The sequence below is a fragment of the Rhodococcus sp. USK13 genome, from assembly GCF_018343855.1.
Lineage (GTDB): Bacteria > Actinomycetota > Actinomycetes > Mycobacteriales > Mycobacteriaceae > Rhodococcus_F > Rhodococcus_F oxybenzonivorans.
The window spans coordinates 5,023,389-5,048,711 of record NZ_CP069242.1 but is presented as its reverse complement, the minus strand read 5'-3'; the positions used below and the strand labels follow the sequence as shown (position 1 = coordinate 5,048,711).

26 protein-coding genes, 1 tRNA gene, 1 other RNA gene and 1 pseudogene are annotated in these 25,323 nt (G+C 67.0%); 14 read left to right on the top strand and 15 right to left on the bottom strand.

What is annotated here, in order from left to right; all coding sequences use genetic code 11:
* Positions 1-79 precede the first annotated feature (79 nt).
* The 3 genes from JQT59_RS25745 to JQT59_RS25735 all read left to right on the top strand — a co-directional run bounded on the left by JQT59_RS25745 (position 80) and on the right by JQT59_RS25735 (position 2,706).
* Positions 80-1,207, top strand: coding sequence for an NDMA-dependent alcohol dehydrogenase (locus JQT59_RS25745; RefSeq protein WP_109329042.1), 1,128 nt, complete (start codon positions 80-82; stop codon positions 1,205-1,207).
* A gap of 45 nt (positions 1,208-1,252) precedes the next feature.
* Positions 1,253-2,071, top strand: coding sequence for a serine hydrolase domain-containing protein (locus JQT59_RS25740; protein WP_213572502.1), 819 nt, complete (start codon positions 1,253-1,255; stop codon positions 2,069-2,071).
* Between the two features lie 125 nt (positions 2,072-2,196).
* Entirely contained in the window at positions 2,197-2,706 is a 510-nt protein-coding gene (locus JQT59_RS25735; RefSeq protein ID WP_109329046.1) for a DUF3145 domain-containing protein, read from the top strand.
* Between the two features lie 144 nt (positions 2,707-2,850).
* Here JQT59_RS25735 and JQT59_RS37230 read toward each other — a convergent pair.
* From JQT59_RS37230 to aceE, 7 genes and pseudogenes are all read right to left on the bottom strand, one after another.
* A pseudogene (locus JQT59_RS37230) lies at positions 2,851-2,931 on the bottom strand (hypothetical protein); the annotation flags it as partial.
* A 101-nt stretch (positions 2,932-3,032) separates the two neighbouring features.
* Positions 3,033-4,466 (bottom strand): acyl-CoA carboxylase subunit beta, encoded by a 1,434-nt coding sequence (locus JQT59_RS25725; protein WP_159921571.1) that lies wholly within the window; start codon positions 4,464-4,466, stop codon positions 3,033-3,035.
* A gap of 93 nt (positions 4,467-4,559) precedes the next feature.
* The gene (locus JQT59_RS25720) at positions 4,560-5,810 is read right to left on the bottom strand and encodes a KasA/KasB family beta-ketoacyl-ACP synthase (RefSeq protein WP_109335018.1); all 1,251 of its coding nucleotides are present in this window, start codon (positions 5,808-5,810) and stop codon (positions 4,560-4,562) included.
* Between the two features lie 8 nt (positions 5,811-5,818).
* Entirely contained in the window at positions 5,819-6,130 is a 312-nt protein-coding gene (gene acpM / locus JQT59_RS25715; protein WP_109329100.1) for a meromycolate extension acyl carrier protein AcpM, read from the bottom strand.
* A gap of 107 nt (positions 6,131-6,237) precedes the next feature.
* Positions 6,238-7,155 (bottom strand): ACP S-malonyltransferase, encoded by a 918-nt coding sequence (locus JQT59_RS25710; RefSeq protein ID WP_208961860.1) that lies wholly within the window; start codon positions 7,153-7,155, stop codon positions 6,238-6,240.
* A gap of 127 nt (positions 7,156-7,282) precedes the next feature.
* Complete coding sequence (locus tag JQT59_RS25705; RefSeq protein WP_213572501.1) at positions 7,283-8,554, bottom strand: PucR family transcriptional regulator; 1,272 nt, start codon at positions 8,552-8,554, stop codon at positions 7,283-7,285.
* An 80-nt stretch (positions 8,555-8,634) separates the two neighbouring features.
* A complete protein-coding gene (gene aceE, locus JQT59_RS25700; RefSeq protein ID WP_109329106.1) occupies positions 8,635-11,487 on the bottom strand; it encodes a pyruvate dehydrogenase (acetyl-transferring), homodimeric type in 2,853 nt (950 codons plus the stop codon).
* A 225-nt stretch (positions 11,488-11,712) separates the two neighbouring features.
* Between aceE and JQT59_RS25695 the strand changes: the two genes are divergently transcribed.
* The 4 genes from JQT59_RS25695 (at position 11,713) to JQT59_RS25680 (ending at position 13,444) form a co-directional block, all read left to right on the top strand.
* Positions 11,713-12,246 (top strand): Rv2240c family protein, encoded by a 534-nt coding sequence (locus JQT59_RS25695; RefSeq protein ID WP_213572500.1) that lies wholly within the window; start codon positions 11,713-11,715, stop codon positions 12,244-12,246.
* Between the two features lie 165 nt (positions 12,247-12,411).
* On the top strand, positions 12,412-12,837 hold the full coding sequence (locus JQT59_RS25690) for a DUF3052 domain-containing protein (protein ID WP_213572499.1): 426 nt from the start codon (positions 12,412-12,414) through the stop codon (positions 12,835-12,837).
* Between the two features lie 38 nt (positions 12,838-12,875).
* Entirely contained in the window at positions 12,876-13,340 is a 465-nt protein-coding gene (locus tag JQT59_RS25685; protein WP_109329112.1) for a peroxiredoxin, read from the top strand.
* A 32-nt stretch (positions 13,341-13,372) separates the two neighbouring features.
* Positions 13,373-13,444: transfer RNA gene (locus JQT59_RS25680), tRNA-Val, on the top strand.
* Positions 13,445-13,555: 111 nt separating this feature from the next.
* Here JQT59_RS25680 and JQT59_RS25675 read toward each other — a convergent pair.
* Complete coding sequence (locus JQT59_RS25675) at positions 13,556-13,918, bottom strand: DUF5655 domain-containing protein (RefSeq protein ID WP_159921579.1); 363 nt, start codon at positions 13,916-13,918, stop codon at positions 13,556-13,558.
* A 47-nt stretch (positions 13,919-13,965) separates the two neighbouring features.
* On the opposite strand from JQT59_RS25675, the gene JQT59_RS25670 reads away from it, so the two are divergent.
* Positions 13,966-14,949 carry a cobalamin biosynthesis protein gene (locus tag JQT59_RS25670; protein ID WP_213572498.1) on the top strand — a complete coding sequence of 328 codons (984 nt, stop codon included), beginning with the start codon at positions 13,966-13,968 and terminating at the stop codon, positions 14,947-14,949.
* Here JQT59_RS25670 and JQT59_RS25665 read toward each other — a convergent pair.
* From JQT59_RS25665 to JQT59_RS25655, 3 genes are read right to left on the bottom strand one after another with little or no spacing between them, the layout of a single operon-like run.
* On the bottom strand, positions 14,890-15,771 hold the full coding sequence (locus JQT59_RS25665) for an SURF1 family cytochrome oxidase biogenesis protein (protein ID WP_213572497.1): 882 nt from the start codon (positions 15,769-15,771) through the stop codon (positions 14,890-14,892). The two genes, JQT59_RS25670 and JQT59_RS25665, sit on opposite strands and share 60 nt — an antisense overlap.
* Positions 15,772-15,814: 43 nt before the next feature.
* Positions 15,815-16,288 carry a low molecular weight protein-tyrosine-phosphatase gene (locus tag JQT59_RS25660; RefSeq protein ID WP_213572496.1) on the bottom strand — a complete coding sequence of 158 codons (474 nt, stop codon included), beginning with the start codon at positions 16,286-16,288 and terminating at the stop codon, positions 15,815-15,817.
* Positions 16,275-16,982, bottom strand: a complete 708-nt coding sequence (locus JQT59_RS25655) for an HAD-IA family hydrolase (protein WP_213572495.1) — start codon at positions 16,980-16,982, stop codon at positions 16,275-16,277. The genes JQT59_RS25660 and JQT59_RS25655 overlap by 14 nt, the downstream gene beginning before the upstream one ends.
* A gap of 29 nt (positions 16,983-17,011) precedes the next feature.
* Here JQT59_RS25655 and cobC point away from each other — a divergent pair, with 29 nt between their 5' ends.
* From cobC to JQT59_RS25635, 4 genes are all read left to right on the top strand, one after another.
* On the top strand, positions 17,012-18,046 hold the full coding sequence (gene cobC, locus JQT59_RS25650) for an Rv2231c family histidinol phosphate aminotransferase CobC (RefSeq protein ID WP_213572494.1): 1,035 nt from the start codon (positions 17,012-17,014) through the stop codon (positions 18,044-18,046).
* Positions 18,043-19,191 carry a Nif3-like dinuclear metal center hexameric protein gene (locus tag JQT59_RS25645; RefSeq protein WP_213572493.1) on the top strand — a complete coding sequence of 383 codons (1,149 nt, stop codon included), beginning with the start codon at positions 18,043-18,045 and terminating at the stop codon, positions 19,189-19,191. Before cobC ends, JQT59_RS25645 begins: the two co-directional genes overlap by 4 nt.
* An 88-nt stretch (positions 19,192-19,279) precedes the next feature.
* Positions 19,280-20,017 carry a zinc ribbon domain-containing protein gene (locus JQT59_RS25640; protein ID WP_213572492.1) on the top strand — a complete coding sequence of 246 codons (738 nt, stop codon included), beginning with the start codon at positions 19,280-19,282 and terminating at the stop codon, positions 20,015-20,017.
* The gene (locus JQT59_RS25635; protein ID WP_213572491.1) at positions 20,014-21,126 is read left to right on the top strand and encodes a bifunctional RNase H/acid phosphatase; all 1,113 of its coding nucleotides are present in this window, start codon (positions 20,014-20,016) and stop codon (positions 21,124-21,126) included. The genes JQT59_RS25640 and JQT59_RS25635 overlap by 4 nt, the downstream gene beginning before the upstream one ends.
* A gap of 6 nt (positions 21,127-21,132) precedes the next feature.
* On the opposite strand, the gene JQT59_RS25630 is transcribed toward JQT59_RS25635, so the two are convergent.
* Entirely contained in the window at positions 21,133-22,368 is a 1,236-nt protein-coding gene (locus tag JQT59_RS25630; RefSeq protein WP_213572490.1) for an SLC13 family permease, read from the bottom strand.
* A gap of 7 nt (positions 22,369-22,375) precedes the next feature.
* Positions 22,376-22,903, bottom strand: a complete 528-nt coding sequence (locus tag JQT59_RS25625; protein WP_213572489.1) for a DUF1697 domain-containing protein — start codon at positions 22,901-22,903, stop codon at positions 22,376-22,378.
* Between the two features lie 77 nt (positions 22,904-22,980).
* Between JQT59_RS25625 and rnpB the strand changes: the two genes are divergently transcribed.
* Both rnpB and JQT59_RS25615 read left to right on the top strand, forming a co-directional pair.
* Positions 22,981-23,418: RNase P RNA component class A (rnpB, locus tag JQT59_RS25620), an RNA gene on the top strand.
* A gap of 57 nt (positions 23,419-23,475) precedes the next feature.
* Positions 23,476-24,279, top strand: a complete 804-nt coding sequence (locus JQT59_RS25615) for an alpha/beta fold hydrolase (protein ID WP_213572488.1) — start codon at positions 23,476-23,478, stop codon at positions 24,277-24,279.
* 11 nt (positions 24,280-24,290) lie between these two features.
* On the opposite strand, the gene JQT59_RS25610 is transcribed toward JQT59_RS25615, so the two are convergent.
* Both JQT59_RS25610 and JQT59_RS25605 read right to left on the bottom strand, forming a co-directional pair.
* The gene (locus JQT59_RS25610; RefSeq protein WP_213572487.1) at positions 24,291-24,710 is read right to left on the bottom strand and encodes a MaoC/PaaZ C-terminal domain-containing protein; all 420 of its coding nucleotides are present in this window, start codon (positions 24,708-24,710) and stop codon (positions 24,291-24,293) included.
* On the bottom strand, positions 24,707-25,153 hold the full coding sequence (locus JQT59_RS25605) for an FAS1-like dehydratase domain-containing protein (RefSeq protein ID WP_213578097.1): 447 nt from the start codon (positions 25,151-25,153) through the stop codon (positions 24,707-24,709). Before JQT59_RS25605 ends, JQT59_RS25610 begins: the two co-directional genes overlap by 4 nt.
* Positions 25,154-25,323 lie beyond the last annotated feature (170 nt).

Sequence of the window (25,323 nt, the reverse complement as noted above, 5' to 3'; positions counted from 1 at the left end):
AACGTGTTCCAATTCGGGTTGATTGTGTCTATCGTCACATCAGCAGATGCGCAGACATGAATGAAGGGTTGGAAGACACATGAAGACCAAGGGTGCGATCCTGTGGGGCCTGAACGAGCCGTGGTCGGTCGAGGAGATCGAGATCGGCGATCCGGTTGCGGGCGAGGTGCAGATTCGCATGGAAGCCGCCGGCATGTGCCACTCCGACCATCACATCGTCACCGGCTCGATGCCCATGGCATCCTTCCCGGTGATGGGCGGCCACGAAGGGTCCGGCGTCATCACCAAGCTCGGGCCGGAGGTGAAGGACCTCGAAGTCGGCGACCACGTGGTGCTCTCGTTCGTGCCTGCCTGCGGACGCTGTCCGGCGTGCTCGGCGGGACACCAGAATCTCTGTGACCTCGGGATGGGGCTCCTGAGCGGGTTGGCAATCAGTGACGGCACCTTCCGCATCCACGCGCGCGGCGAAAACGTCATTCCGATGTGCCTCCTCGGCACGTTCTCGCCCTACATGGTCGTGCACGAGACCTCGGTCGTGAAGATCGACAAGGACATTCCCTTCGACGTCGCCGCCCTCGTCGGCTGCGGAGTTCCCACCGGGTGGGGGTCGGCCACGCGGATGGCGGAGGTGAAGCCGGGTGAATCCGTCGTCATCATGGGTGTCGGCGGCGTCGGCATGAGCGCCCTGCAGGGTGCGGTGGCGTCCGGAGCGCGCCAGATCTTCGCCATCGATCCCGTTCCGTGGAAGCGGGAGCAGGCACTGAAGTTCGGGGCCACCCACGCGTTCGAGAGCGCCGCGGCCGCCATCGAGCCGATCATCGCCCTCACGAACGGGTTGATGGCGCAGAAGACGATCATCACGGTCGGGGAGATGCGCGGCGAGTATGTCGAGGAAGCCCTGCTGCTCACCAGTAAGTTCGGCACCTGTGTCGTCACGGCCATGGGCGCGATGACCGACATGGACGTCAAGCTGAACCTGTTCCTCTTCTCGATGCTGCAGAAGGACCTGAAGGGCACCATCTTCGGCGGCGGAAACGCCCGGGTCGAGATCCCGAACCTGCTGGCCATGTACAAGTCGGGGCAGTTGAACCTCGACGACATGATCACCCGCACCTACACCCTCGAAGGGGTTAACGACGGGTATCAGGACATGCTCGACGGCAAGAACATTCGCGGCGTCATCCGGTACACCGAAGCCGACTGGTGACGGCTCGCCGCAGCAGACCACGGGGTGCTCTCGTAGGCTGACCGGGTGCAGAGTCTCGATCAGATTGCCCGATGGCCCGTGGACAACGCTGCGGCGGTCGTCCTGTCGCGAGACGAAGGGGTGATCGGCGAGTACGGCGACCAACAGCGCGTCTTCCCGCTCGCCTCGGTCACCAAATTGCTCTGCGCGTACGCAGTCCTGGTGGCCACCGAGGAGGGGGCCGTCGAACTCGACCAGCCCGCAGGCCCTGAGGGTTCGACGGTGCGTCACCTCCTGGCGCACGCGTCGGGCCTCGCCTTCGACGACAATCGGGCGCAGACCACGCCGGGGCGTAAGCGGATCTACTCGAGCGCAGGCTACGAAGTGCTCGCCGAGTTCGTCACCGCCGAGACGTCGATCGACTTCGCCGACTATCTGGCCGAATCCGTCTTCGCGCCGCTGAAGATGGGGGCGTCCGCGCTCTTCGGTCCCGCCGGCCACGGCGCGGAGTCGTCGGCGGGCGACCTCGGACGTTTCGCCGCCGAGTTGCTCCGGCCTGCGCTGTTGTCGCAGGAGACGGTCGATGCGGCCACGTCGGTGCAATTCCCGGGCCTGGACGGCGTTCTGCCCGGCTACGGGTCTCAGCGTCCCAACGACTGGGGTCTGGGATTCGAGCTCCGTTCCCACAAGAGCCCGCACTGGACGGGCCTGAGTAACTCGCCGCGCACCTTCGGGCACTTCGGCCAGTCGGGCACGTTCCTGTGGACCGATCCCGCGGCGGGGCTGGCGTGTGTGGTGCTGACGGATCGCCCATTCGGTGACTGGGCCAAGCCGCTCTGGACCGAGGTGAGCGACGCGGTGCTGGCGGAGGGCAGGCGATCATGACACACCGAATATGCGAATCACTGGCGCAACACGGGCAACACAAGGCACACTGGTCCACCGAGCGTGCTGCACGCATCGACTGAGGCCGTTGGGGAAGACGTCCCTCGTCGAAGCAGGAGGCTGGAGTGCGCGCATTGGATCAGTTCGCGGACGCGACGGCTGGAGTTGTCTACATCCACTCGTCGCCCGCCGCGTTGTGCCCCCATATCGAGTGGGCGTTGACCGCAACCCTCGACTGCCCACCCAATCTCAAGTGGACCTCGCAGCCGGCTTCCAAAGGGGTTCTGCGCGCCACCACCAGTTGGGTCGGCCCCGTCGGCACCGCCTCCCGACTGGTCAATGCGCTTCGAGCCTGGCCGATGCTGCGATTCGAGGTAACTGAGGATGCCAGCGAAGGTGTGGACGGCGAGCGATACAGCCACGTTCCCGGCATGGGTCTGTGGCACGGTTCCACCAGCGCCAACGGCGACGTCGTCGTAGGGGAGATGCGACTCCGGGCCCTGATGGAGGCCGGTGGCGACATCGCCGCCGAACTCGACTACGCGTTGGGCACTGCGTGGGACGAGGAACTCGAGCCCTACCGCAGCGGAGGGGAAGGCGCAGAGGTCACCTGGCTGCGCAGGGAAGTCGGCTGACCGCGGGTCATTTGGCCCGGAAAGATATTGGCGGAACTTCGTGTTGGAGGACGCCGGCATACCTCGTCTGGGGAGACGGGGACGCCGTCGCAGCCGCTGCGCGTACGCCTCGGCGTCGTCCCGAATCGGGTCGACCTCCGCGGCGATGATCAGCGCGGGCCGCAGATCACGCAGCGACTCGGCGCGCAAAGGGGCTGCGAGGTGGTCACCGCCCGGGTGGTCCACACCGCCGTGTAGGTAGACGAGGGCGGGACTGTTGCTCTTCGCACCGACGTAGGCACTCCGATATGACTCACACCGAATCGACCGCGGTGTGGTCTACCGAATCAGAGCGGGATGTTCTTGTGATCGCCGCGATGCGCGGGGGCGGCCGCGAGGGCGGCGGTGATGACGCTGCGTGTCTTGGCCGGGTCGATCTCCTCGTCCACCACGCCGATCGCAACGGCGCGATCGACACCACCGGCGATGCTCTCGTGCTCGATGGCCAGACGCTCGTGCAGCGCCTCACGCTCTTCTTCGGGAGCGGCGGCGAGCGCACGCTTGTGCAGGATGCCGACAGCAGCCTTGGCGCCCATCACGGCGACCTCGGCGTCGGGCCAGGCGTAGACGGCGGTGGCCCCGAGCGCGCGAGAGTTCATGGCGATGTAGGCGCCACCGTAGATCTTGCGCGTGACCACCGTGACCCGCGGAACCTTGGCCTCAGCGAAGGCGTGGAGCAGCTTGGCGCCGCGACGAACCACGCCTTCCCATTCCATGCTGACGCCGGGGAGGTAACCGGGGACGTCGACGATGACGACGAGGGGGATCCCGAACGCGTTGCACAGGCGCACGAAACGCGCCGACTTCTCCGCACTTTCGGAGTTGAGGCAACCGCCGAGGCGAAGCGGGTTGTTGGCGATGACGCCGACCGTGCGGCCGCCGAGGCGGCCCAGCCCGGTGACGATGCTGCGCGCGTAATTGCCCTGCAGCTCTTCGAAGCTCGACTCGCCCTCGACGTTGTCGAGTAGTTCGTGCACGATCGGGCGAACATCGTAGGCGCGCTTGGCCGACTCCGGCATGAGGGCGCGGAGATCGGTGTCACCGTGTTCGGCTGCGGCCTGGTCGAATTCGCCTTGCTCACAGAACATCGACACGAGGCGGCGCGCCCGATGCAGGGCATCGGCCTCGTCGTGGGCGGCGATGTGCGCCACACCCGACTTCTTGGTGTGAGTGTCGGGGCCGCCGAGGGACACCATGTCGACCTGTTCGCCGGTGACACTGCGCACCACGTCGGGGCCGGTCACGAAAACGCGGGCCTCGGGCGCCATGATGACGATGTCGGTGAGGGCGGGGCCGTATGCGGCTCCGCCGGCGGCGAAGCCGAGGACTACGGAAATCTGGGGGATGCGACCGGAGGCACGCACCATGGCCTCGAAGACGAGTCCGACGGCGTGCAGCGCCTCGACGCCTTCGGCGAGGCGCGCACCACCCGAATGCCAGAGCCCGACGATGGGGGCATCTTCCTCGAGGGCGGTGTCGATCGCCGTGACGATGTGCTTACAACCTTCGACCCCCATGGCACCGCCCATGACGGTGGCATCGGAGCAGTAGGCGATGGTGCGGACACCGTCGATGTTGCCGGCCGCAGCCAGCACACCGGACTTGTCACGCGGGTGCAAGGGGACGACGGTCCCGGCATCGAACAGCTTTTCCAGGCGCGCAAGGGGGTCGCGTGGATCGACTGACGCATCGGACTTCGTTGCGGGTGCCAAGATTGTCATCGCGTCTCCTTGTAGCGGCCCTGAGGGGCTGTCGATGGGTGGAGACCCCCTGAGGAAGGAGGTCTCCACCCGCGATCTAGCTGGACCGGCTTGTCAGACCCGGCCGAAGGCGAGCGCGACGTTGTGCCCACCGAAACCAAACGAGTTGTTGATCGCGAACTCGATCTCGCCGTAACGGGCTTCGCCCTTGACGACATCCAGATCGATTTCTGGATCCTGATTCTCGAGATTCAGCGTGGGCGGAATGACTCCCTCACGCAGACTCAGGACCGTGAGCACCGCCTCGAGCGCACCGACGGCGCCGATCGAGTGCCCCAACGCGGACTTCGGTGCGTACACCGCAGCATGGTTGCCGACAGCAGCCTTGATGGCGTTCGCCTCTGCTGTGTCACCGATCGGCGTGGCCGTGGCGTGCGCGTTGATGTGCTGGATGTCCTTCTTCGTCAACCCAGCAGTCTCGATTGCCCTCGTCATGGCCCGCGCAGCGCCCGAACCCGAAGGATCGGGAGCGACGATGTGGAACCCGTCGGAGGTGATTCCCGCGCCCAGCAGACGGGCGTGGATGGTGGCACCGCGAGCCTTGGCGTGCTCCTCGGTCTCGAGAACCATCATTGCGCCGGCTTCACCGAAGACGAAGCCGTCGCGATCCTTGTCGAACGGCCGCGAAGCCGCCTTCGGATCGTCGTTCCGGGTGCTCAGCGCGCGCATCATCGCGAAGCTCGCGATCGGCACGGCGTCGAGGTAACCCTCCACACCACCGGCGACGATGATGTCGGCGTCACCCATCACCAGCATGCGGTACGCATGGGCGATGGCCTCGGAGCCCGAAGAGCAGGCCGAGACGGGTGTGATGACCCCGGCGCGGGCCCCGAGTTCGAGTCCGACGGTGGCCGACGGACCGTTGGGCATCACCATCTGCACCGCGAACGGCGACACCTTGCGATAGCCGCCGGCCTTCATCTTCTCGACTGCGTCGATGAGAGCCTCGCCGCCGCCCAATCCGGTGCCGATGACGACTCCGAGTCGGTCCTTGTCGACCTCCGGGCTGCCGGCGTTCTCCCAGACCTGACGGCCCAGGACGAGCGCCAGCCGCTCGACGAAACTCATCCGGCGAATCTCGACCCGGGACAGCGACTCGTCGGGCGACACCTTGAGCTTGCCACCGATCGTCACCGGAAGGTCGTTCTCGGCGACGAAGGGCTCCTGGATGGTGTCGATGCCGCTCTCGCCGGCCAGCAGGCCCTTCCACGTGGCATCCACATCACCAGCGATCGACGTCGTGGCCGCGAGGCTCGTGACGACGATGTTGGGGAACTGTTTCCCGTTGGTCGAGGCGGAAGTCACGGTTGAGCTCACTCCTCGTCGTTCTTGGCTGCTTCGAGCTTGGCCTTCACGGCGTCAGCCTCGGCGCCGCCTTCGGCTTCGAGCTTCTGGATGTAGGACACGGCGTCACCGACGGTGCGCAGGCCTGCGAGATCCTCGTCGGGGATCTTCACGCCGTACTTGTCTTCGGTCTGAACGGCGATCTCAACCATGGAGAGGGAGTCGATGTCGAGGTCGTCGACGAAGGACTTTTCGATGGTCACCTCGGAGGGTTCAATGCCGGTGACCTCCTCGATGATCTCCGCGAGTCCGGCGATGATGTCTTCCTGGGTGGCGGCCACTGAGTGGCTCCCTTCTGATTCGGTGTAGATGTATCTGGAGTTGTGCGGACGCGTCCCCATCGGCCGCGCCCGCGGGCCCTGCACGCACCTGAGGTGCGCGCAGCAAACTAGCCGACTTGTGTGAGTTCGGCCAGCGCGGAGATATCCCCCGGGGTCTTGAGTGCCAGAGTCGGCGTACCGCGCATTTCACGCTTGGCGATGCCGACCAGGGTTCCAGCTGGTGGAAGTTCCGCGATCGCGGAGACCTGAGCGGTCCGCAGACTCGCGGTGCACAGGTCCCAACGCACAGGTCGGGTCACCTGCGCAGCCAGCTTAGTCAGTGCGTCGGCTCCGGATGCGACCGGTGCGCCGTCGGCGTTGGAGAGCAGTGTGCGAGTGGGTTCGTCGGGCTTGATCTTGGACGCCGCTTCGGTGACGGCTTCCTGGGCGGGTGCCATGAACCGGGTGTGGAAGGCGCCGGCGACGGGGAGTGCGCGCACCCGTGCCTTCTCCGGTGGGTTGGCGGCGAGCTCTTCGAGCGCGGAGAGCAGACCCGCTGCCACGATCTGGCCGGCAGCGTTTCGGTTGGCCGGCTCGAGGCCCAGCTCTTCGAGGCGGGCGAGGACCACGGTTTCGTCGCCGCCGAGGACGGCGGACATTCCGGTCGGTTCGAGGGCGCAGGCCTTGGCCATCTCCGCGCCGCGGATCGCGGCGAGGGCGACAGCATCATCTGTGGAGAGCACACCGGCGATAGCCGCCGCGGCGAGTTCCCCGACCGAGTGCCCGGCCGCGATGGCGTCGGCGGGGATCACACCGCGGGTGTCGAGCTCCTCGAAAGCGAGCAAGGCGGCGGCCACGACGAGAGGCTGAGTCACCGACGTGTCGGTGATCTCCTCTGCCGTCGCTGTGGTGCCGAGCCGGACCAGATCGAGGCCGGAAGCCTTCGACCACAGTGCGACACGGTCATGAGAACCCGGCAGCTCCAACCAAGGGATGAGCATGCCGGGTGTCTGAGAGCCCTGACCCGGGGCGAGCAACGAAATCACTCTTCAAGAGAACACCGTCAGGTACGTACTGCGAGATGTCGTTGCGGATGAACCTTTGTCAGCGGATTTGTTGGGTTCCTACAAAATTGCACGTGGGCCCCTCGCATCGAAATTGGACAACCGTTCGTTACAGCCCTGGTTCTCCGAATGGGAAGCCTGTGACTGGTGTTAAACGTGTGATGGGTTCGTTATGGGAACGTGTCAAACGACCGACTGTGGCGGCCACCCGAAGCACGTACGCATCCCTCGGATTCGTCGGATCTCGGCCCGTGACTTCGGCGATTCGCTTGAGTCGATACCGCACAGTATTTGGATGAACAAACAGCTGCCGTGCACAAGTCTCAACCGCACCTCCACAGTCGAGATAGGCGTCCAACGTGTCCGTCAGGACCCCGCCCGCGGCCGCCAGCGGAGCTACGAGATGTTCGTTGAGGGCAGTGACCGCCGCGTTGTCGCCGAGGAGCGCGCGTTCGGGGAGAAGTTCGGCGGCGTGGACCGGCCGGGGGGCGCCTCGCCAGCCTGCTACCGCCTGCATCGCGGCCAGCGCCTCGACGGCACTGAAGTGGGCTGCGCCGAGCGTCGGGGTGGTCGGACCGATGATCACCGGCTCTTCCGAGAACTTGCCGAGCAGATCCGACATGAAACTCGAGTGCCCCGACCCCTCCTGTAGTTCACCGCTGACCACCATCACCAGGCGGGAGCCCTGCACCACGGCCAGCGCTGCACGGCCGTGTTTCTGCGCGATGGTGTGCACCGTCCCGACCACGGACACGCGCTCGTCCTCCGGCGGTGTGCCCACGATCACGGTGGCGGGCGCGGTGGCGTCCCAGTTGAGGGTGGCCGCCCGCGACAGCATGTCGGACCCGGTGTCGCCCCGGACGACGGCATCGACGACGAGTGCCTCGAGCCGGGTGTCCCAGGCGCCGCGGGATTCCGCGGCACTCGCGTAGACGGAGGCGGCCGCGAAGCCGAGCTCGCGTCCGTACCGGAGCACGGCCTCGGTCAGTGCGATCAACTGCTGGTCGTTGCGGGCGAGGGCGGGAAGCCACTGCTCGAAGAACTCCATGGCCACCCGGACCATGTCGACCGTTTGCCGGAGAGTGAGTCGGCGGGCCAGGTCCTGGGGGATGACCTGGAAAGCGTCGAGGCTGAAGCGGATATCGCTGTCCGGGTCCTTGAGCCACTCCAGAAAGTTGACGACCGCCGTCTGCACGAGCAGTTGCACGTTGGAGCGTTGAGCGGCATCGAGGTCGTCGAAGAAGGGCAGTTGATCCTGCATGGTGGTGACGGCCTCGGTGGAGAGGCGGCCGGAAAACTGCTTGACGCGGCGCAGGAGAGCATCGGGCAACGGATCTCTGGGCTGTCGTCTGCGGGAGACCATCGGACTCTGCTCGACCATGGTCAAGAACCTACGCTCACCGCCGCCCGAGATGTCCGACGGACACCCGGGCGGCAGTGAGTCGAGGAACTATCTGTGGGTTACGCGCTTCCGGTGTCGGTGTAGGACACCTCCGCGGCGCCGACCTCGTCGATGCGGTACCTCGACGCAGCCTCGACGGCCTTCGACCGGTCGACCGCTCCTTCCCCGGCGAGCGCGCTGAGGACGGCGACGACGATCGATTCGGCGTCGACGTTGAAGAATCGACGCGCGGCCGGACGGGTGTCGGAGAAGCCGAACCCGTCGGTGCCCAGGGTGGTGTACGAGCCGGGGACCCACTGACGGATCTGGTCCGGGACGGCGCGCATCCAGTCCGAGGCGGCGACGAACGGGCCGGCCGCATCGGAGAGTGCCTGCGTGACATAGGGCAGTGGTGCATCGTTGCCCGGGTCGCGCAGTGCCTGCTTCTCACACTCGACGCCGTCGCGGCGCAGCTCGCCCCACGACGTCACCGACCACACGTCGGCGGCCACACCCCAGTCGTCGGCGAGGAGGTCCTGCGCGCGCAGAGCCTCGGGCATCCCGACGCCGGAGACCAGGATCTGGGCCTTCGGGCCGGAACCTTCCGACTTCTTGAACAGGTACATGCCCTTGAGCAGGCCCTCGACGTCCAGGTTCTCCGGCTCGGCCGGCTGCGAGTACGGCTCGTTGTACAGGGTGATGTAGTAGAAGATGTTCTCGCCACCGAAACCGTCGACGCCCTCGGTGCCGCCGTACATGCGGCGCAAACCGTCCTTGATGATGTGCGCGATCTCATAGGAGAACGCCGGGTCGTAGGCGACGGCCGCCGGGTTGGTCGACGCCAGCAGCAGCGAGTGCCCGTCCGCGTGCTGTAGTCCCTCACCGGTCAGCGTGGTGCGGCCGGCGGTGGCGCCGAGGACGAATCCGCGCGCCATCTGATCGGCTGCTGCCCAGAGCCCGTCGCCGGTGCGCTGGAAACCGAACATCGAGTAGAAGATGTACAGCGGGATCATCGGCTCGCCGTGCGTGGCGTACGAGGTGCCGACTGCCGTGAACGACGCGGTCGACCCCGCCTCGTTGATGCCCTCGTGCAGGATCTGCCCGATCTCGCTCTCCTTGTAGGCGAGCATCAGTTCGGCGTCCACGGCCGTGTACAGCTGGCCGTTGCGGTTGTAGATCTTCAGGGACGGGAACCACGAGTCCATACCGAACGTGCGCGCCTCGTCGGGAATGATCGGCACGATGCGCTTGCCGATCTCCTTGTCCCGCAACAGTTCCTTCATGATGCGGACCAGTGCCATCGTGGTCGCGACCTGCTGCTTGCCGGAGCCCTTGCGTACCACGTCGTAGGTCTTGTCGGGCGGCATCGGCAACGGGGCGACGTTGGAGCGACGTTCGGGGAGGAACCCGCCCAGCGCGCGGCGACGGTCGAGCATGTACTGGATCTCGGGTGCGTCCTTGCCGGGGTGGTAGTACGGCGGCATCTTGGGATCTCGCTCGAGCTCCTCGTCCGAGATCGGGATGCGCTGCAAGTCGCGGAAGTTCTTCAGGTCGTCGAGCGTGAGCTTCTTCATCTGGTGGGTCGCGTTGCGGCCCTCGAAGTGCTTACCGAGGGTGTAACCCTTGATGGTGTGCGCGAGGATCACCGTCGGCTGGCCCTTGTGTGCCATCGCGGCAGCGTAGGCAGCGTAGATCTTGCGGTAGTCGTGACCACCACGCTTGAGGTTCCAGATGTCCTGATCGGACAGGTTCGCGACGAGTTCCTTGGTCCGCGGATCGCGGCCGAAGAAGTGCTCACGCACGTAGCCGCCGTCGTTGGCCTTGTACGTCTGGTAGTCACCGTCCGGGGTGACGTTCATGAGATTGACCAGGGCGCCGTCGCGGTCCGCATGCAGGAGCGCATCCCACTCGCGTCCCCACACGACCTTGATGACATTCCAGCCGGCACCGCGGAAGAACGATTCGAGTTCCTGGATGATCTTGCCGTTACCGCGGACGGGGCCGTCGAGGCGCTGCAGGTTGCAGTTCACCACGAACGTCAGGTTGTCGAGACCTTCGGTAGCGGCCACGTGGGCGAGGCCACGCGATTCCGGCTCGTCCATCTCGCCGTCGCCGAGGAACGCCCACACGTGCTGATCGGAGGTGTCCTTGATGCCGCGGTCGTGCAGGTAGTGGTTGAACCGTGCCTGGTAGATGGCGTTCATCGGGCCGAGACCCATGGACACGGTCGGGAATTCCCAGAAGTCGGGCAGCAGCCGCGGGTGCGGATACGACGGCAGGCCGCCACCCTCGTCGGCGTGGGATGCCTCCTGACGGAATCCGTCCATCTGCTCGGCCGGAATACGGCCCTCGAGGAACGCGCGGGCATAGATGCCGGGGGAGGCGTGACCCTGGATGAAGATCTGGTCGCCACCACCCGGGTGGTCCTTGCCGCGGAAGAAGTGGTTGAAGCCCACCTCGTACAGGGCCGCCGAGGACGCGTACGTGGAGATGTGTCCGCCGACGCCGACGCCGGGACGCTGCGCACGCGTCACCATGATCGCCGCGTTCCAGCGGATGAAGGCGCGGTAGCGCCGCTCGACTTCCTCGTCACCGGGGAACCAGGGCTCGTTCTCGGTGGGGATGGTGTTGACGTAGTCGGTGGATGTCAGCGCGGGAAGAGCGACGTGCTTCTCGCCGGCGCGTTCGAGCATGCGCAGCATCAGGTAACGCGCGCGGGTCGGTCCGGACCGATCGAGCAGTCCGTCGAACGATTCCAGCCACTCAGTGGTTTCGTCCGGGTCGATGTCGGGCAGATACGACGCGACACCCTCACGGATGACGCGAACGCGGCCGTCGGAGCCCGGGGTCGCACTGGGGGAAGGTTGGGCCGCTCCGGCGCCGGGTGTGGCGGAATCCGGTTGAGACGCGGGTCCCTGGATCAGGTCTGACAACGTTGCTCCTCATTGTGGTGGGACGCGCGGTGTGGCGTCCTCTCCATGTGATCGGGACCTTGTTAGGTCCGACCCATCTCCTTTATGAAATATGGCGCAAGCCCCATCTTTCCCCATCGCGACGCAGTCGGCACACTCCGCTCGGGTTACTCTCCGGTAGCGTTTGCGCAGTTACGGGGCCTGACGGTTCACTTGTGGGGGGTCGTCGTGGAACAGGGGAGCCGAATGCGCGCCGGAACCGAAAGAGCAGCCCTGCTCGGCGCTGCCGCCGCGGTGATCGGACTGGCCCTGGTCGTGGGTTGCTCCGCCCCGGTCGAGGGTCACCCACAAGAGAACCGAGCGCAGGCGGCCGAGTACGCCGCGGAAGTCACGTCGTCGATGGCGGCAGCGTCGTCCTCCCAGAAGGCCGCGGACGAACTCGCCGCGCTGGAGGCGGAATGCGCGCTGTTCCTCACCCGCGCCGGCGACACCATCGACTCGTACAACGCCTTCATCGACGCGGCCAACACCGACGCCGCGGACGCCGGCGCGAAAGCCGCTCAGGCCGTAGGGGCTCTGCGTTCCGCGGCGGACCGGGCCGAGGAGGCGGGCCCGGCACTGCCTCCGGATCTGGCGGGTCTCTTCGTCGACTACGCGGCCACGTATCGCGACCTCGCCTCCGCGGTCGAGAGCGGCGAGCGAGGCGACTATCTGAACACGCTCGCGGGTCGTGGGGACGAACTCCGCGACTCGATTCGGGCAGCCTGCCCCACTTCCTGAGCTCCGCACCGTAGGCTCGGTCGATGACCACGCGGCACTTTCTCCACAATTTTCGCGTGGTCGGCTTGCGCGAAAGCGTCCGAGCATGTTCGCTTTCACCTAATTGATCTTCATTCGGCCGGTGTTCGGGTACCCGAGCACCGTCAACAAAAGGAGGACCCCACCGTGGTCGCCGCGGCGGACGCCCAGAACTACGCTCAGAAACTCGGGATCACTGCTGACATGGCAGTACAAGAACTGGGCTGGGACGAGGACACCGACGACGACCTGCGTGCCGCGGTCGAGGACACCATCGGTGGAGACATGCTCGACGAGGACTCGGACGAGGTGATCGACGTCGTGCTGCTGTGGTGGCGCGACGAAGACGGCGACCTCGTCGACGCCCTCATGGACGCGATCGGCCCGCTGGCCGACGACGGGTTCGTGTGGGTCCTCACTCCGAAGACCGGCCAGCCCGGTCATGTGGAACCCAGCGAGATCGCAGAATCAGCCCCCACGGCCGGGTTGACCCAGACATCCGCGGCCAACCTCGGAGACTGGTCCGGAAGCCGCCTGGTGCAGCCGAAGTCACGCCCCGTGAGCAAACGCTGACCCGCCGGAACGTTCATCACACATCGAAGGATCACCTCATGCCGCTCGAGGTGGGCACCACCGCCCCCGATTTCACCCTCAAGGACCAGAACAACCAGCAGGTGACGCTGTCCGACTACCGCGGGAAGAAGAACGTCCTGCTGGTGTTCTACCCCCTCGCCTTCACCGGCACCTGCCAGGGCGAGCTCTGCAAAGTGCGCGACGAGCTGCCGAAGTTCGAGAACGACGACACCGCCATTCTCGCACTGTCGGTCGGTGCCTCGCCCACGCACAAGATCTGGTCCGCCGAACAGGGGTACACCTTCCCGCTGCTCGCCGACTTCTGGCCACACGGCGAGGTCGCACAGGCATACGGCGTCTTCAACGAGAAGCTGGGCTTCGCCAACCGCGGCACCTTCGTGATCGACAAGGAAGGCATCATTCGGTTCGCCGAAATGAACGGCCCCGGAGAAGCCCGTGACCAGGGAGCTTGGGAGAAAGCGCTCGCCACGCTAGAGTCCTGATGCACATCCGGCGAGCCTCTCGCCGGATGTTCGGGCGTGTAGCTCAGTGGTAGAGCTCTGGTTTTACACACCAGCGGTCGGGGGTTCGAAACCCTCCGCGCCCACCGTTTTCGTCTTGTCCGCATTCGCGCACCGATTCGCGCGACTCGCCGGCCAATTTCTCAGCATCCGACCAATCGGTGCGCGGATGCGTCGCGGGCAACCGCGCGCATCGGCTACCGCGCGCGGGTGCCCGGGCCGACCGTCTCGTAGGCCTCGGTCAGAAGCGCGGCGAGGGTGTCGTCGAGCTGGCCGTCGGCGGTGATCGTGAGCCGATGCGTGATCACCGTTTTGGTGGTGGGGAAAGCGTCGCGCAGCTGCGGGTGGTGCACGCGTCGACGAAGGTCGAGGGCGATCTCGAGTCGGGACGAGTAGATGAACGCGGCGGCGAAGACGCGGGTGCGCGCCCACGCGATCTCGGTCCGGTGAACTCGCTCGTCCACCTCACCGCACGCCAGCACCAGGTCCCGGAACTGCAGAAGACGCTCCGTGGCGTCCGGATCTTTCCCGGCCAGATACTCGTCGATCACGGCACTCATGGACGCTCCTTCACTCCCCTGCAACGTTAGTTGATACAAATAGCGGCGTGTATCCAACCTCCCGCCCCGGCACCGCGCGTGCAGTAGGCCTGCTGCTCGGCTTCGGCGCCGACCGACTGCTGGCCGACCCGGCCCGGTGGCATCCGGTGTCCGGATTCGGCAGGGCGGCAGCAGCATGCGAGAAAGCTATCTACCGCGACTCGCGGCTGTCGGGCGCCCTGCATGCAGCGGCGCTCGTGGGCGTCGTCGGGGCACTGGGGATGGTCACCACGCGGGCTGCGCAGCAGGGAGGCTGGGCAGGCGAGGCAGGCGGGACCGCGATCGCGACGTGGGCCGTGCTCGGCGGAACGTCCCTCGGCCGCACCGGCGCGGCGATGGCCGAACACCTCGCGGGTGAGGACCTCACCGATGCCCGTGCACTGTTGCCGTCGCTGTGCGGCCGGGATCCCAGCGTGCTCGACGCCCGGGGAATCACGCGGGCGACGCTCGAGTCGGTGGCGGAGAACACGTCCGACGCGGCAGTGGGACCACTTTTCTGGGGTGCGCTGGCAGGCATCCCAGGCCTGTTCGTCTACCGGGCGTTCAACACACTGGACGCGATGGTCGGGTATCGCTCGCCGAGATACCGCAATTTCGGGTGGGCCGCGGCGCGCGGCGACGACGTTCTGAACCTTCTGCCCGCCCGGCTGACGGGCGCTATTACCGTGGCGCTCGCCCCGGCAGTGGATGGTTCGCCGAGGCAGGCCTGGACGGCATGGCGCCGGGATGCGGCGGGGCATCCCAGCCCCAACGCGGGCGTCGTGGAAGCCGCGACCGCGGGTGCTCTCGGGATTTCCCTCGGCGGCCGGACCCAGTATGCGCACGGAGTCGAGATGCGCCCGCAGCTGGGGAGTGGCCGTATGCCCGCGCCTAGCGACCTGCGCCGTGCGGTGCGGCTGTCGACCGCGGTCCAGTGCGGTGCGGCGTGTGTCTCAGCGGCTCTTGCCGTAGCGGTCGGCCATCTTCGCTTCTGCCGCCGTCCGCGGGGCTGAGTCGGCGGGCTTGGCCCGCGTGAACGGCGTCTTCTTCGCGGCGGGAACGGGGGCGGAAGCCGGGGACGTGCCGCCCGTGGCAGCCTTCTCCTTGCGACGTTCCCGCAGTTCGGCGCGGACGAAGTACGCCAATCCCAGGGGAGCCATGATCCCGAACGCCAGCCACTGCAGTCCGTAGGACAGGTAGGGGCCGGCGTCGAGTTGAGGGAGCGGAATGGTGCCCAGTCCTCCGGGCTGATCCGGTTCCAGCTGCACGTAGGCGTCGAGAAGGTCGATGTCGATGAAGTCGCCGATCTGACCGGCGTCGATGAAGTAGACCTGCCGCAGACCGTTTTCCGTGATCGGGTCCTTCCCGGCGACAGTGCCCTCCGACTTGCGGATGCGCCCGTCGAGCGTGACCTGTCCTGCGGGGGGCGGTCCGACGGGAGGCGCTTCGGTCCCCTGGACCGGTCTCACATATCCGCGATTGACGAGAATGGCGCGGCCGTCAGTGAGCTGCAGGGGTGTCAGTACCTCATACGCGGGCTCCGACCCGATGGACCGCAACCGGACGAGGATGTCACTGTTCTGCACGTACGAGCCGGTGGCGGTGACGCGGCGCCACTCGTCGTCCGGATTCGGCGCCGACCCGGGGATCAGGCTCTCCAGGGATACCGGCTCGGCCTCCACCGATTCGGCGATCAGCTGGTTGCGGTGTTCCGTCGAGGTGTTCTTGCCGAGCTGCCATGGGGCCAGTACGTAGAAGCACATGAATGCGAATCCGGCGACCACCACGGCCAACACCAACCAGCCGGGTCGCAACAGAAATCTCAGCCTTCGCACCCTTCCACGGTAGCCGCTCGCAGGTGAGACCCCTGATCGCGGGTCAGCGACCGCGTACCCACTCGAGCAGTCCGGGCACCGCGGCCTCGATCTGGCGGCGCACCCGTTCGAAGTCCTCGAGACCGCCGTAGAACGGATCGGGGACGGACGAGGAGTCGGCGTCCGGGTCGAAGCTGCGCAGCAGCCGGCGACGCTCCTTGGGTACGCCGAGGTGAGCGAGTTCACGATCATGATTGGCCGCCAGGGCGACGACGAGGTCGGCGCCGAGGTGGTACGGCCCGACCTCGGCAGCGGTGTGGCCGGTGGGGTAACCGTTCAGCTTCAGGATCTCGTTGGTCCGGAGGTCCGCCTCCCGGCCGACGTGCCACCCGTGCGTGCCGGCGCTGCTCACCCTCACCCGGTGGTCCAGGTCTGCACGTCTGAGGTGTTCGCCGAAAATCTTCTCGGCCATGGGGGAGCGGCAGATGTTGCCGGTGCACACGAAGGTGACGTGCAACCGCGGGTCAGGCTGCGCCATCGAGCATCTTCCCGAGCTCGGTCACCGTGCGCGCCGAACGGTGCGCACCCGACGCCTCGGCCGGCGAACCGTACCCCCACTCGACGAAGACCGCGGGAATACCCCACCGCGCCGCACCGAGCACGTCGTGGTCGCGGTCGCCGATCATCAGCACATCGGACGTCGCACCCTCGGTGGCGGAGACACCCAGGGCCTGCAGAGAATGCGCGATCACGTCTGCCTTCGCGCGGCGCTGCCCGTCGTTGCTGGCGCCGCCGATAAATTCGAAATAGTGGGCCAACTCGAAATGCTCCAGGATGCGGACGGCGAACCGCTCGGATTTCGACGTGGCGACGGCGAGCCTCCTGCCGCTGTCGCGGGCGCCGGCCAGCACGTCCGCGATGCCGTCGAATACAGAGTTCTCCGCCCACCCCACACTGTCGTAGCGGTCGAAGTACGCCGCCAGTGCGCGCTGGACATCGGCCTCGTCGAGGCCCAGTGAACGGAAGGTGTCGATCATCGGCGGCCCGATCACGTTGTCGAGCATCTCGTGGGTCGGTTCCGGCTGCCCGATGGTGGCGAGCGCGTGGCGGAAACCGCCGTGGATACCGGGAGCCGAGTCGGTGAGCGTGCCGTCGAGGTCGAACAGCACGATCGGCGCAGACAGGGCCGAGGGGGCGGACAGGGTCGACTGGGCGGTGGAGAGCGAAGTCACCGGACCATTGTCCCTTAGGCTCGACAGCTGTGGACATTCGTGCCGGTAGCCGGGAGAGCCTGCGTCATCACGGAGATGTGGAAGCGGGGCCAGGTCTGCTCGATTTCGCAGTGAACGTGCAAGGCGACGGCCCACCGGAATGGTTGCGCCGCCGCCTCGCCGACGCGCTAGGGAGTCTGGGCACGTACCCGACGGTGGCCGCCGACCTCGCTGCCCGCACCGCGGCCGCCGAGCGGCACGGACGGTCACCGGACGAGGTGTTGCTCCTCGCGGGTGGGGCCGAGGGATTCTCGTTGCTGCCCCGGCTCGGTGTGCGGCAGGCAGCACTGTTTCATCCGTCGTTCACCGAGCCCGAATGGGCACTGCGGGAGGCCGGGGTCCCTGTCACCCGGGTACTGCTCGAGGATCCGTACCGACTCGAGCACGCGCCGGTGCCCGACTCGGCGGACCTCGTCGTGGTCGGAAATCCGACCAATCCCACGTCGGTGCTGCACCCCGCCGAGGACATTCTCCGGTTGCGCCGTCCCGACCGGATTCTGGTTGTCGACGAGGCGTTCGCCGACGCGGTGCCCGGTGAAGTGGAATCGCTGGCCGGTCTGTCGCTGCCCGACGTCCTGGTGTTGCGCAGCCTCACCAAGACCTGGGCGCTTGCGGGACTGCGCTGCGGGTACGTCCTCGGATCGCCCGAGCTTCTCCAGCGACTGCAGGTAGGCAGGGCTCACTGGCCGCTGGGAAGCCTGCAGGTGGAGGCGATCGCGGCCTGCAGTAGTGCCGCCGCCGTCGCCGCCGCCCGGGACCGTGCCGTGCTCCTGGGCTCCTGGCGGGACGACATGATCCGGCGACTGCACGACCTCGGTGTGGCAGTGCACCAGCCCGCATCTGCTCCTTTCCTGCTGCTGCGATTCCCGGACGGCGAACTGATGCGCAAGCACCTCCGGGAGCGGGGCATTGCCGTCCGGCGGTGTGACACGTTCCCAGGCCTGGATGCGAACTTCCTGCGGGTGGCCGTGCGGCCCAGCGAGCAGACCGACGTACTGATCGACGCGATGAAGGAGATCCTGTGAATCCTGTTCGTCTCGGCGACATCATCGCGGTCCTGAACGACGCCTATCCTCCGGCCCTCGCGGAGTCGTGGGACTCCGTCGGCCTGGTCTGCGGCGACCCCGAGGACTCCGTCACCACGGTGATGATTGCGGTGGACCCGACGGCTGCGGTGGTCGCAGAGGCCGTCGACGCAGGCGCCGACCTCCTCCTCGTCCACCACCCGTTGCTGCTGCGCGGCGTCGACACCGTCGGCGCGCACACGCCCAAAGGCGCGTTGATCCACCGGCTGATCAAAGCGGGCTGCGCCCTTTTCACCGCGCACACCAACGCGGATTCCGCAGACCCCGGCGTGTCCGACGCACTGGCGGAGGCGCTGGGCCTGAACGTCACCGGGCCGATCGAGCCGCAGCCCACCGAGCCACTCGACAAATGGGTGGTGCCGGTGCCGGTCGACGATGCCACGAAGGTCCGCCGTGCGATGTTCGACGCGGGCGCAGGCCACATCGGCAACTACCGAGACTGCAGCTGGTCGGTCACCGGGCAGGGACAGTTCCTTCCGACGGAAGGCGCGCAACCCGCCCTCGGCTCGGTCGGGGAGCTCGAACTCGTCGAGGAGAGCCGGATCGAGGTGATCGCGCCGCGGCGGATCAGAGCCGGAGTGCTCGCGGCTCTGCGGGCCGCGCACCCCTACGAGGAGGTCGCATTCGACGTCTTCGAGACCGCCACGTTTCCCAGCCCCCGCGGACTGGGCCGGGTAGGGGAACTACCCGAACCGGTGTCGCTGAAGACCTTCACCCAGCAGGTCGCCGACGCGCTTCCCGCTACGTCGTGGGGAGTGCGGGCGGCCGGCGACCCGGACGCGACGGTACGCACGGTCGCTGTGTGCGGGGGATCGGGCGACTCCTTCCTGGACGCCGTCTCCCGGTTGGGCGTCGACGCATATGTGACCGCGGACCTGCGTCACCACCCCGCCGACGAGCACCTGCGCGCCGGCGGTCCCGCGCTGATCGACGTCGCCCATTGGGCCAGTGAGCAGCCCTGGTGCGCGCAGGCGAAGGGCGTACTGGACAACGCCTTCGGTGACAGGCCCGGATGGCAGGCGCGGGTGTCGCAGGTACGGACCGATCCATGGTCGGTCGGCGCGACATCGGACTGCTCGCGGTAGCGCCGATCGACGCCCACGGCCGGGGTACGGTTGGCCTACACATCTCCAGAGAAGAACCCTTCACAGAAGACAGCAGGAGTTACCACGCGTGAACGTCGAACCACAGGTCCAGTCCAAGCTCCTCGACCTCGCCGGCGTCGATGCGGAGCTCTCGAGGATCGCCTACCGCCGCACCGCGCTCCCGGAACAGCAGGAAGTCGAGCGACTCGAGGCCGAACGACTCACCCGCAAGGATGCGGCGGTGGCCGTGGAGATCATCCTGGACGACCTCGACCGCGACATTCGCAAACTAGAGGGCGAGGTCGACGCGGTGCGCAAGCGGGAGGATCGCGACCGCGCGCTGCTCCAGAGCGGCTCGGTGGGGTCGAAGCAGCTCACCGAACTCGAACACGAACTCGGCAGCCTGGTCCGACGGCAGGGTCTCCTCGAAGACGAACTGCTCGAAGTGATGGAACGGCGTGAAGCGTCACAGTCCGATCACGACCATGCCGGTGCCCAGCTCTCGCAGATCGAGGACGAACTGATCGACGCACGCCGCCGCCGCGACGATGCGGTGGCCGACCTCGATTCCGCGGAGCAGCGGTGCACAGCGGACCGAGCCACACTGGCGGAGTACCTCCCCGCGGACCTGATCGCGATCTACGAGAAGCAGCGTAAGCAGAACAGTGTCGGCGCGGCACTGCTGCAGGCGCGGAGGTGCGGCGCATGCCGTATCGAACTGGACCGCGGCGAAATCTCGCGCATCACCGCCACCGCACCGGAGGTCGTGGTGCGGTGCCCGGAATGTGGGGCAATCCTGGTGCGTACCAAGGAGTCCGGTCTGTGAGTGTTGGGCGGGTGGTCGTCGAGGCCGACGGCGGGTCGCGGGGCAACCCCGGGCCGGCCGGCTACGGCGCCGTCGTGTTCGATTCGGCACACGGCACCGTTCTGGCGGAGCGGAAGGAAAGCCTCGGTGTCGCCACCAACAACGTCGCCGAATACCGGGGACTGATCGCCGGTCTCGGAGCGGCGGCCGAACTCGGTGCCTCCGCGGTCGAGGTGCGGATGGATTCGAAACTGGTGGTCGAGCAGATGTCCGGGCGCTGGAAGGTCAAGCATCCCGACATGATTCCGTTGCAGCGACGCGCCGCCGACCTTGCCGGACAGTTCCAGCAGGTGACGTACACGTGGATTCCGCGGGCGGAGAACGCGCATGCCGACCGCCTCGCGAACGAGGCGATGGATGCGGCCGAGGGCGTGCCGTCTCCCACGCTTTCCTCGGCGACACCCTCCCCGGCGCCGGCGCAATCCAGCCCTGCCGCGCCGGGCTGGATGGACGCACACGGTGCACCCACCCGAATGTTGCTATTGCGGCATGGGCAGACGGCGTTGTCCGTCGACCGCCGCTACTCCGGGCGCGGCAACCCGTCACTCACCGAACTGGGGCAGGCGCAGGCGGGGGGCGCCGCCAAACGTCTCGCCGGCCGCGGCGGAATCGCGGCGGTCGTCTCTTCCCCGCTGGGGCGCGCGCAGCAGACGGCGGCCGCGGCTGCCGAAGCGCTCGGGCTTCCCGTCACCGTGCACGAGGGTCTCACCGAAACCGACTTCGGGAAGTGGGAGGGGTTGACGTTCGCGGAGGCCGCGGCCCGCGACCCCGAACTTCACCGCAGCTGGCTGTCGGACACCTCTGTGCGTCCGCCGTCCGGGGAGAGTTTCGACGAGGTGCGCGAGCGGATCGAGCGGGTGCGGGAAGACCTGACCTCCTCCTACGCTGGCTCGACCATCCTCGTGGTAACCCACGTCACCCCCATCAAGACGCTTCTCCAGTTGGCGCTCGCCGCCGGACCGTCGCTGCTGTACAAACTGCACCTGGATCTGGCGTCGCTGAGTATCGCCGAGTTCTACCCCGACGGCGGCTCGTCGGTACGCCTGGTCAACGACACTTCGCACCTCTGACCCGGCTCACCGCAGGACCAGCCACAGCGCGGTGACGGAGGACAGCAGTGTCAGCGGCGTGGTGATGAGGCCCAGCGCGGTGAACGTCCGCAACTCGGGTGGCGAACCGGCGCGCGCGGACACCCGCCGCCACAGCATGATGGCCAGCGAGCCGACGTAGGTGAGGTTGGGGCCGAGGTTGACACCCAGCAGCATCGCGAGAACCAGGCCGGGTGGGGCCTGAGTGCCCAGCCCGGCCAGCAGGAGAAGCGTCGCCGGAAGATTGTTGACGAGGTTGGCCGCCACCGCCGCCACTACGGCCATGCCGAGCAAGCCGAGGAAGGTGGCGCCGGTGGGAAGCCGCTCGCTGATCCACTGACCGATCGGACCGTTCGCCACCCCGGTCACCACGACGCCCAGGAGAAGGACGAACAGGCAGAACCACGCGTCCAGCGCGTAGATAATGTGACGGATCCTGGTTCGCCCCTCCCGTAAGGCGAGGACACCCAGAGAGAACGCTCCGAGAGCCGCCACCCATGCCGGGGCGACGTCGACGACGCCGGACACAGCGAAACCCGCCAGCGTTGCCCCCACGATCACCAACGCCGCAGTAGGCGCGGGTACGTCGCGTTCCGCCGCCGGTTCGGCGCCTCGCCGAGCGAGTAGTTCCCGCCGGAAGAATACGCGGAACAGCGCCAATTCGACGCAGACCGACACGATCCAGGGCAACGCCATCACCGCGGTGAAGTGGAGGAAGGTCATGCCCGTCGCGGAAAACGCGATGAGGTTGGTGAGGTTGGACACCGGCAGGAGTGTCGACGCGGTGTTCGACAGATGTGCCGTGGCATACGAATGTGGACGTGGATCCATCTGCAACGCCCGCGCCGTGGCGATGACCGCAGGCGTCAGAAGCACCACCGTGGCGTCGAGGCTCAGAACCGCCGTGGTGAGCGCGGCGGCGCCGAACACCAGCGTCAGCAAACGTGTCGGCTTTCCTCGTGCGCCGCGCCGTAACCGGCTCGCGATCCAGGCAAACACACCCATCGCGTCCGCCAGGTGCGCCAGGACGAGTATTGCGGCGAGGAACCCGACGGTCGGCGCCATCTCCCGTACCTCGTCCCAGGCCTGCGACGGCGTCACCAGACCCACCCCGACGGCGACGGCCGCGGCCGGGGCGGCCACCACCACCTCGGGGAGGCGGTACGGGCGGACGACCGCGAACAGGAGGACTACGGCGACCAAGGCCGCTGCCAGAACTGTCACCGCCGAATTACTTCAACAGCTTCTGCAAGGTGCGGAGATTGCGAGTCGTCGTGGACCCCTTCAGCCGCGGCGTGCCCGTGCTCTTGCCGAACGCGCTCTTCAGCGTCATCCCGCGTTCGACCTCCCAGTACAGGACCCCGTTCCCGGCCTGGACTCGCTCGACTGCCGGATCCAGTTCCTCGCCCTTGGCGATCAGCCCCGCGAGAACGTCGGGATCGGGCGTCACGAGCACGTACGGATGCCAGCCTTCCCGCTCGGGATCGAACGGGTAGTCGTCGACGATCCTTCGGACCGTCTCGAGGTCCAGCACGAAAACCCACGCGTCGTAATGGAACTCGGCCCTCAAGGCCTTCTCGATTTCACTTTTCAACGTGGGGACGTCGGTGCGATCGGAATCGAACAGCACGTTGCCGGACGCGAGCACCGTCTTCACGTTCTCGAAACCCAGATTGCTGAAGGTGCGGCGCAGATCCACCATCTTGATGTTGATGCCACCCACATTGATCCCGCGCAGAAGGGCGACGTATCGAGTCATGAATCCGACCATAGTGCGAAGGCACGACACCGCGAGTTCGGAGGCCGAGCGCGTGACGCGTATCCTGATCGGGCGGACGAGTTGGCCGGGCGGCCGCGGCACGGGGAACCAGCATGCAGATGCACAGGCCCCGGGCCGAGGAAAGTCCGGACTCCACAGAGCAGGGCGGTTGTTAACGGCAACCCGAGGTGACTCGCGGGACAGTGCCACAGAAAACAGACCGCCGACGTCACACCCCTTCGGGATGTGCGTCGGTCAGGGTGAAACGGTGCGGTAAGAGCGCACCAGCACCCCGGGTGACCGGGGTGGCTAGGTAAACCCCGCCCGGAGCAAGGTTGAAGACCGCACCAGGCCTTTCGAGGTCCCGGTGCGGTTGCGCAGGTGTTCGAGGGCTGCTCGCCCGAGCCTGCGGGTGAACCGCTCGAGGTACCCGGCGACGGTGTGCCCAGATGGATGGTCGCCACCCGGCATTTCGGTGCCGGGGACAGGATCCGGCTTATACGCCAACTCGTCCGCGCTCCTCGTTTCTCCGGAGCTGTAAGTGTTACCGGTGGGAGCGCTAACATCTGCCCATGGACTTGCCTCATGACATCGCCGGCTCCGGCCCCACGCTCGTCCTCGTGCACGGCGTGGTGCATCGCCGCCAGGCGTGGAACGCCTTGCTGGATCAGTTGACGCCCTATCGCCGGGTGGTCACGGTGGATCTTCCGGGCCACGGGGAGTGCCCGGCTCTCGAGCACGACGGTGTGGATGCGATGGCCGCACTCCTCGAGGAGCTGAGCGGGTTCGTCCGGTCGGTGACGCCGCCGGGAGAACGCGCACACATCGCCGGGAACTCTCTCGGGGGCTGGCTTTCCCTCGCGCTCGCGGCCAGGGGTGAGGTGGCCTCCGCCACCGCCCTCTCGCCCGCCGGGTTCTTCGTCAACAAGGCCGATCAGGCGCGCACCATCTACACCTTCCGTGCGCTCCGCAGGGTGGCGAGGGCAATGGGGGAGAATGCGCCGAAGGCGCTGAGCTACCGCGCAGTCCGCTATCCGTCGCTGGCCGCCTTCTTCGCCAGGCCGAGCCACGTACCGTACGAGGATGCAGTGATCGACGCCCGATCCCTCACCACCAACGTGTTGGTCGACCAGGGACTGACGGCGTCGTTCGCGCTGCCGCCCGTCGTCGACGCCACAGTCCCCGTCACCGTGGCGTGGGGGCGGCGCGACCTCATCCTGCCGGTGTACCAGGCGCGACGCGTGCGCAAATCCTTCCCGCAGGCCCGGCTACTGGTGCTCCCCGGAATCGGTCACGTTCCCATGAGCGACGACCCTGATCTCATCGGCACCATTCTGCTGGGCGGTAGCTCGGCGACATCCTCTGCGCCGCGCTGACCGGTACGCCCTCAGCGAAGCGAAATCCACACCTGGGACTTGCCCAGCACCGTATGGCCGTCGCACGTCACGGTGAGATCGATCCGGGCGCTCCCGGCGTCGGCGTCCACTCGAGCGGCCTTGGCGACCACATCGACGACCGCACCGTCCTCGGCATGAACGATGACCGGTTTCGTGAAGCGGGCCCGGTAGCCGGTGATTCGCGCCGGGTCGCCGAGCCACTCGACGACACACTGAGTGGCGAGCCCCAGCGTGAGCATCCCCTGAGCCAGGACACCGGGAAGTCCGACCGTCGCGGCGACGTCGTCCCGATAGTGAATCGGATTGAAGTCGCCGGAGGCGCCGGCGTAGCGAACCAGTGATTCGCGAGTCAGGTGGTATCGCGCCTTGACGACAGTGTCGCCCAGCAGGATTCGCTCGGGCGAACTCACTGTTCACCTCGCACGAAAAGACTGGAGGTCATCGTGCTGACCACAGCACCGCTCGCGTCGGTGATGTCGATGCCGGCCACGATGAGGGTGTGCGGACCTCTTGGGGCCACCTCGGTCACGGTCAACACTGCCGACAACTCGTCACCGGCGACTACGGGGCGGAAGGACGACGCGTGTTCGGTGCTGTGCACCAGGTTGACGGGCTCGATTCCCGTGGTCGGATCGGCGACCAACTGTGCGAGGGCCCGCTCCTGCACGATGACGGGAAATGTCGGCGGCGCAACGAGATCAGCGTGTCCGGCGGCTCGGGCGCGCTCCACGTCGTAGGACGTCGGGTTGGTGGCGAAGACGGCCCGTGCGAACTCGCGAATCTTCTCACGGCCGACGAGGTACGGCTCGGTGGGCGGATAGACCCGTCCCTCGATCGCTCGATTGACTGCCATCATGACAGCGTAGAGAGACTACGGGCGCCGGGCGCAGAGAAACGGCCGGAACTCTACGCCTCCGGCAACGGCGAAGCCCCCGTCGAGAAGTTCGGCGGGGGCTTCGTTCGAATCAGCTGACCGGCATCCCGTCAGACGGGATCGACCATCAGAAGCTGGGCCCAGTAGGA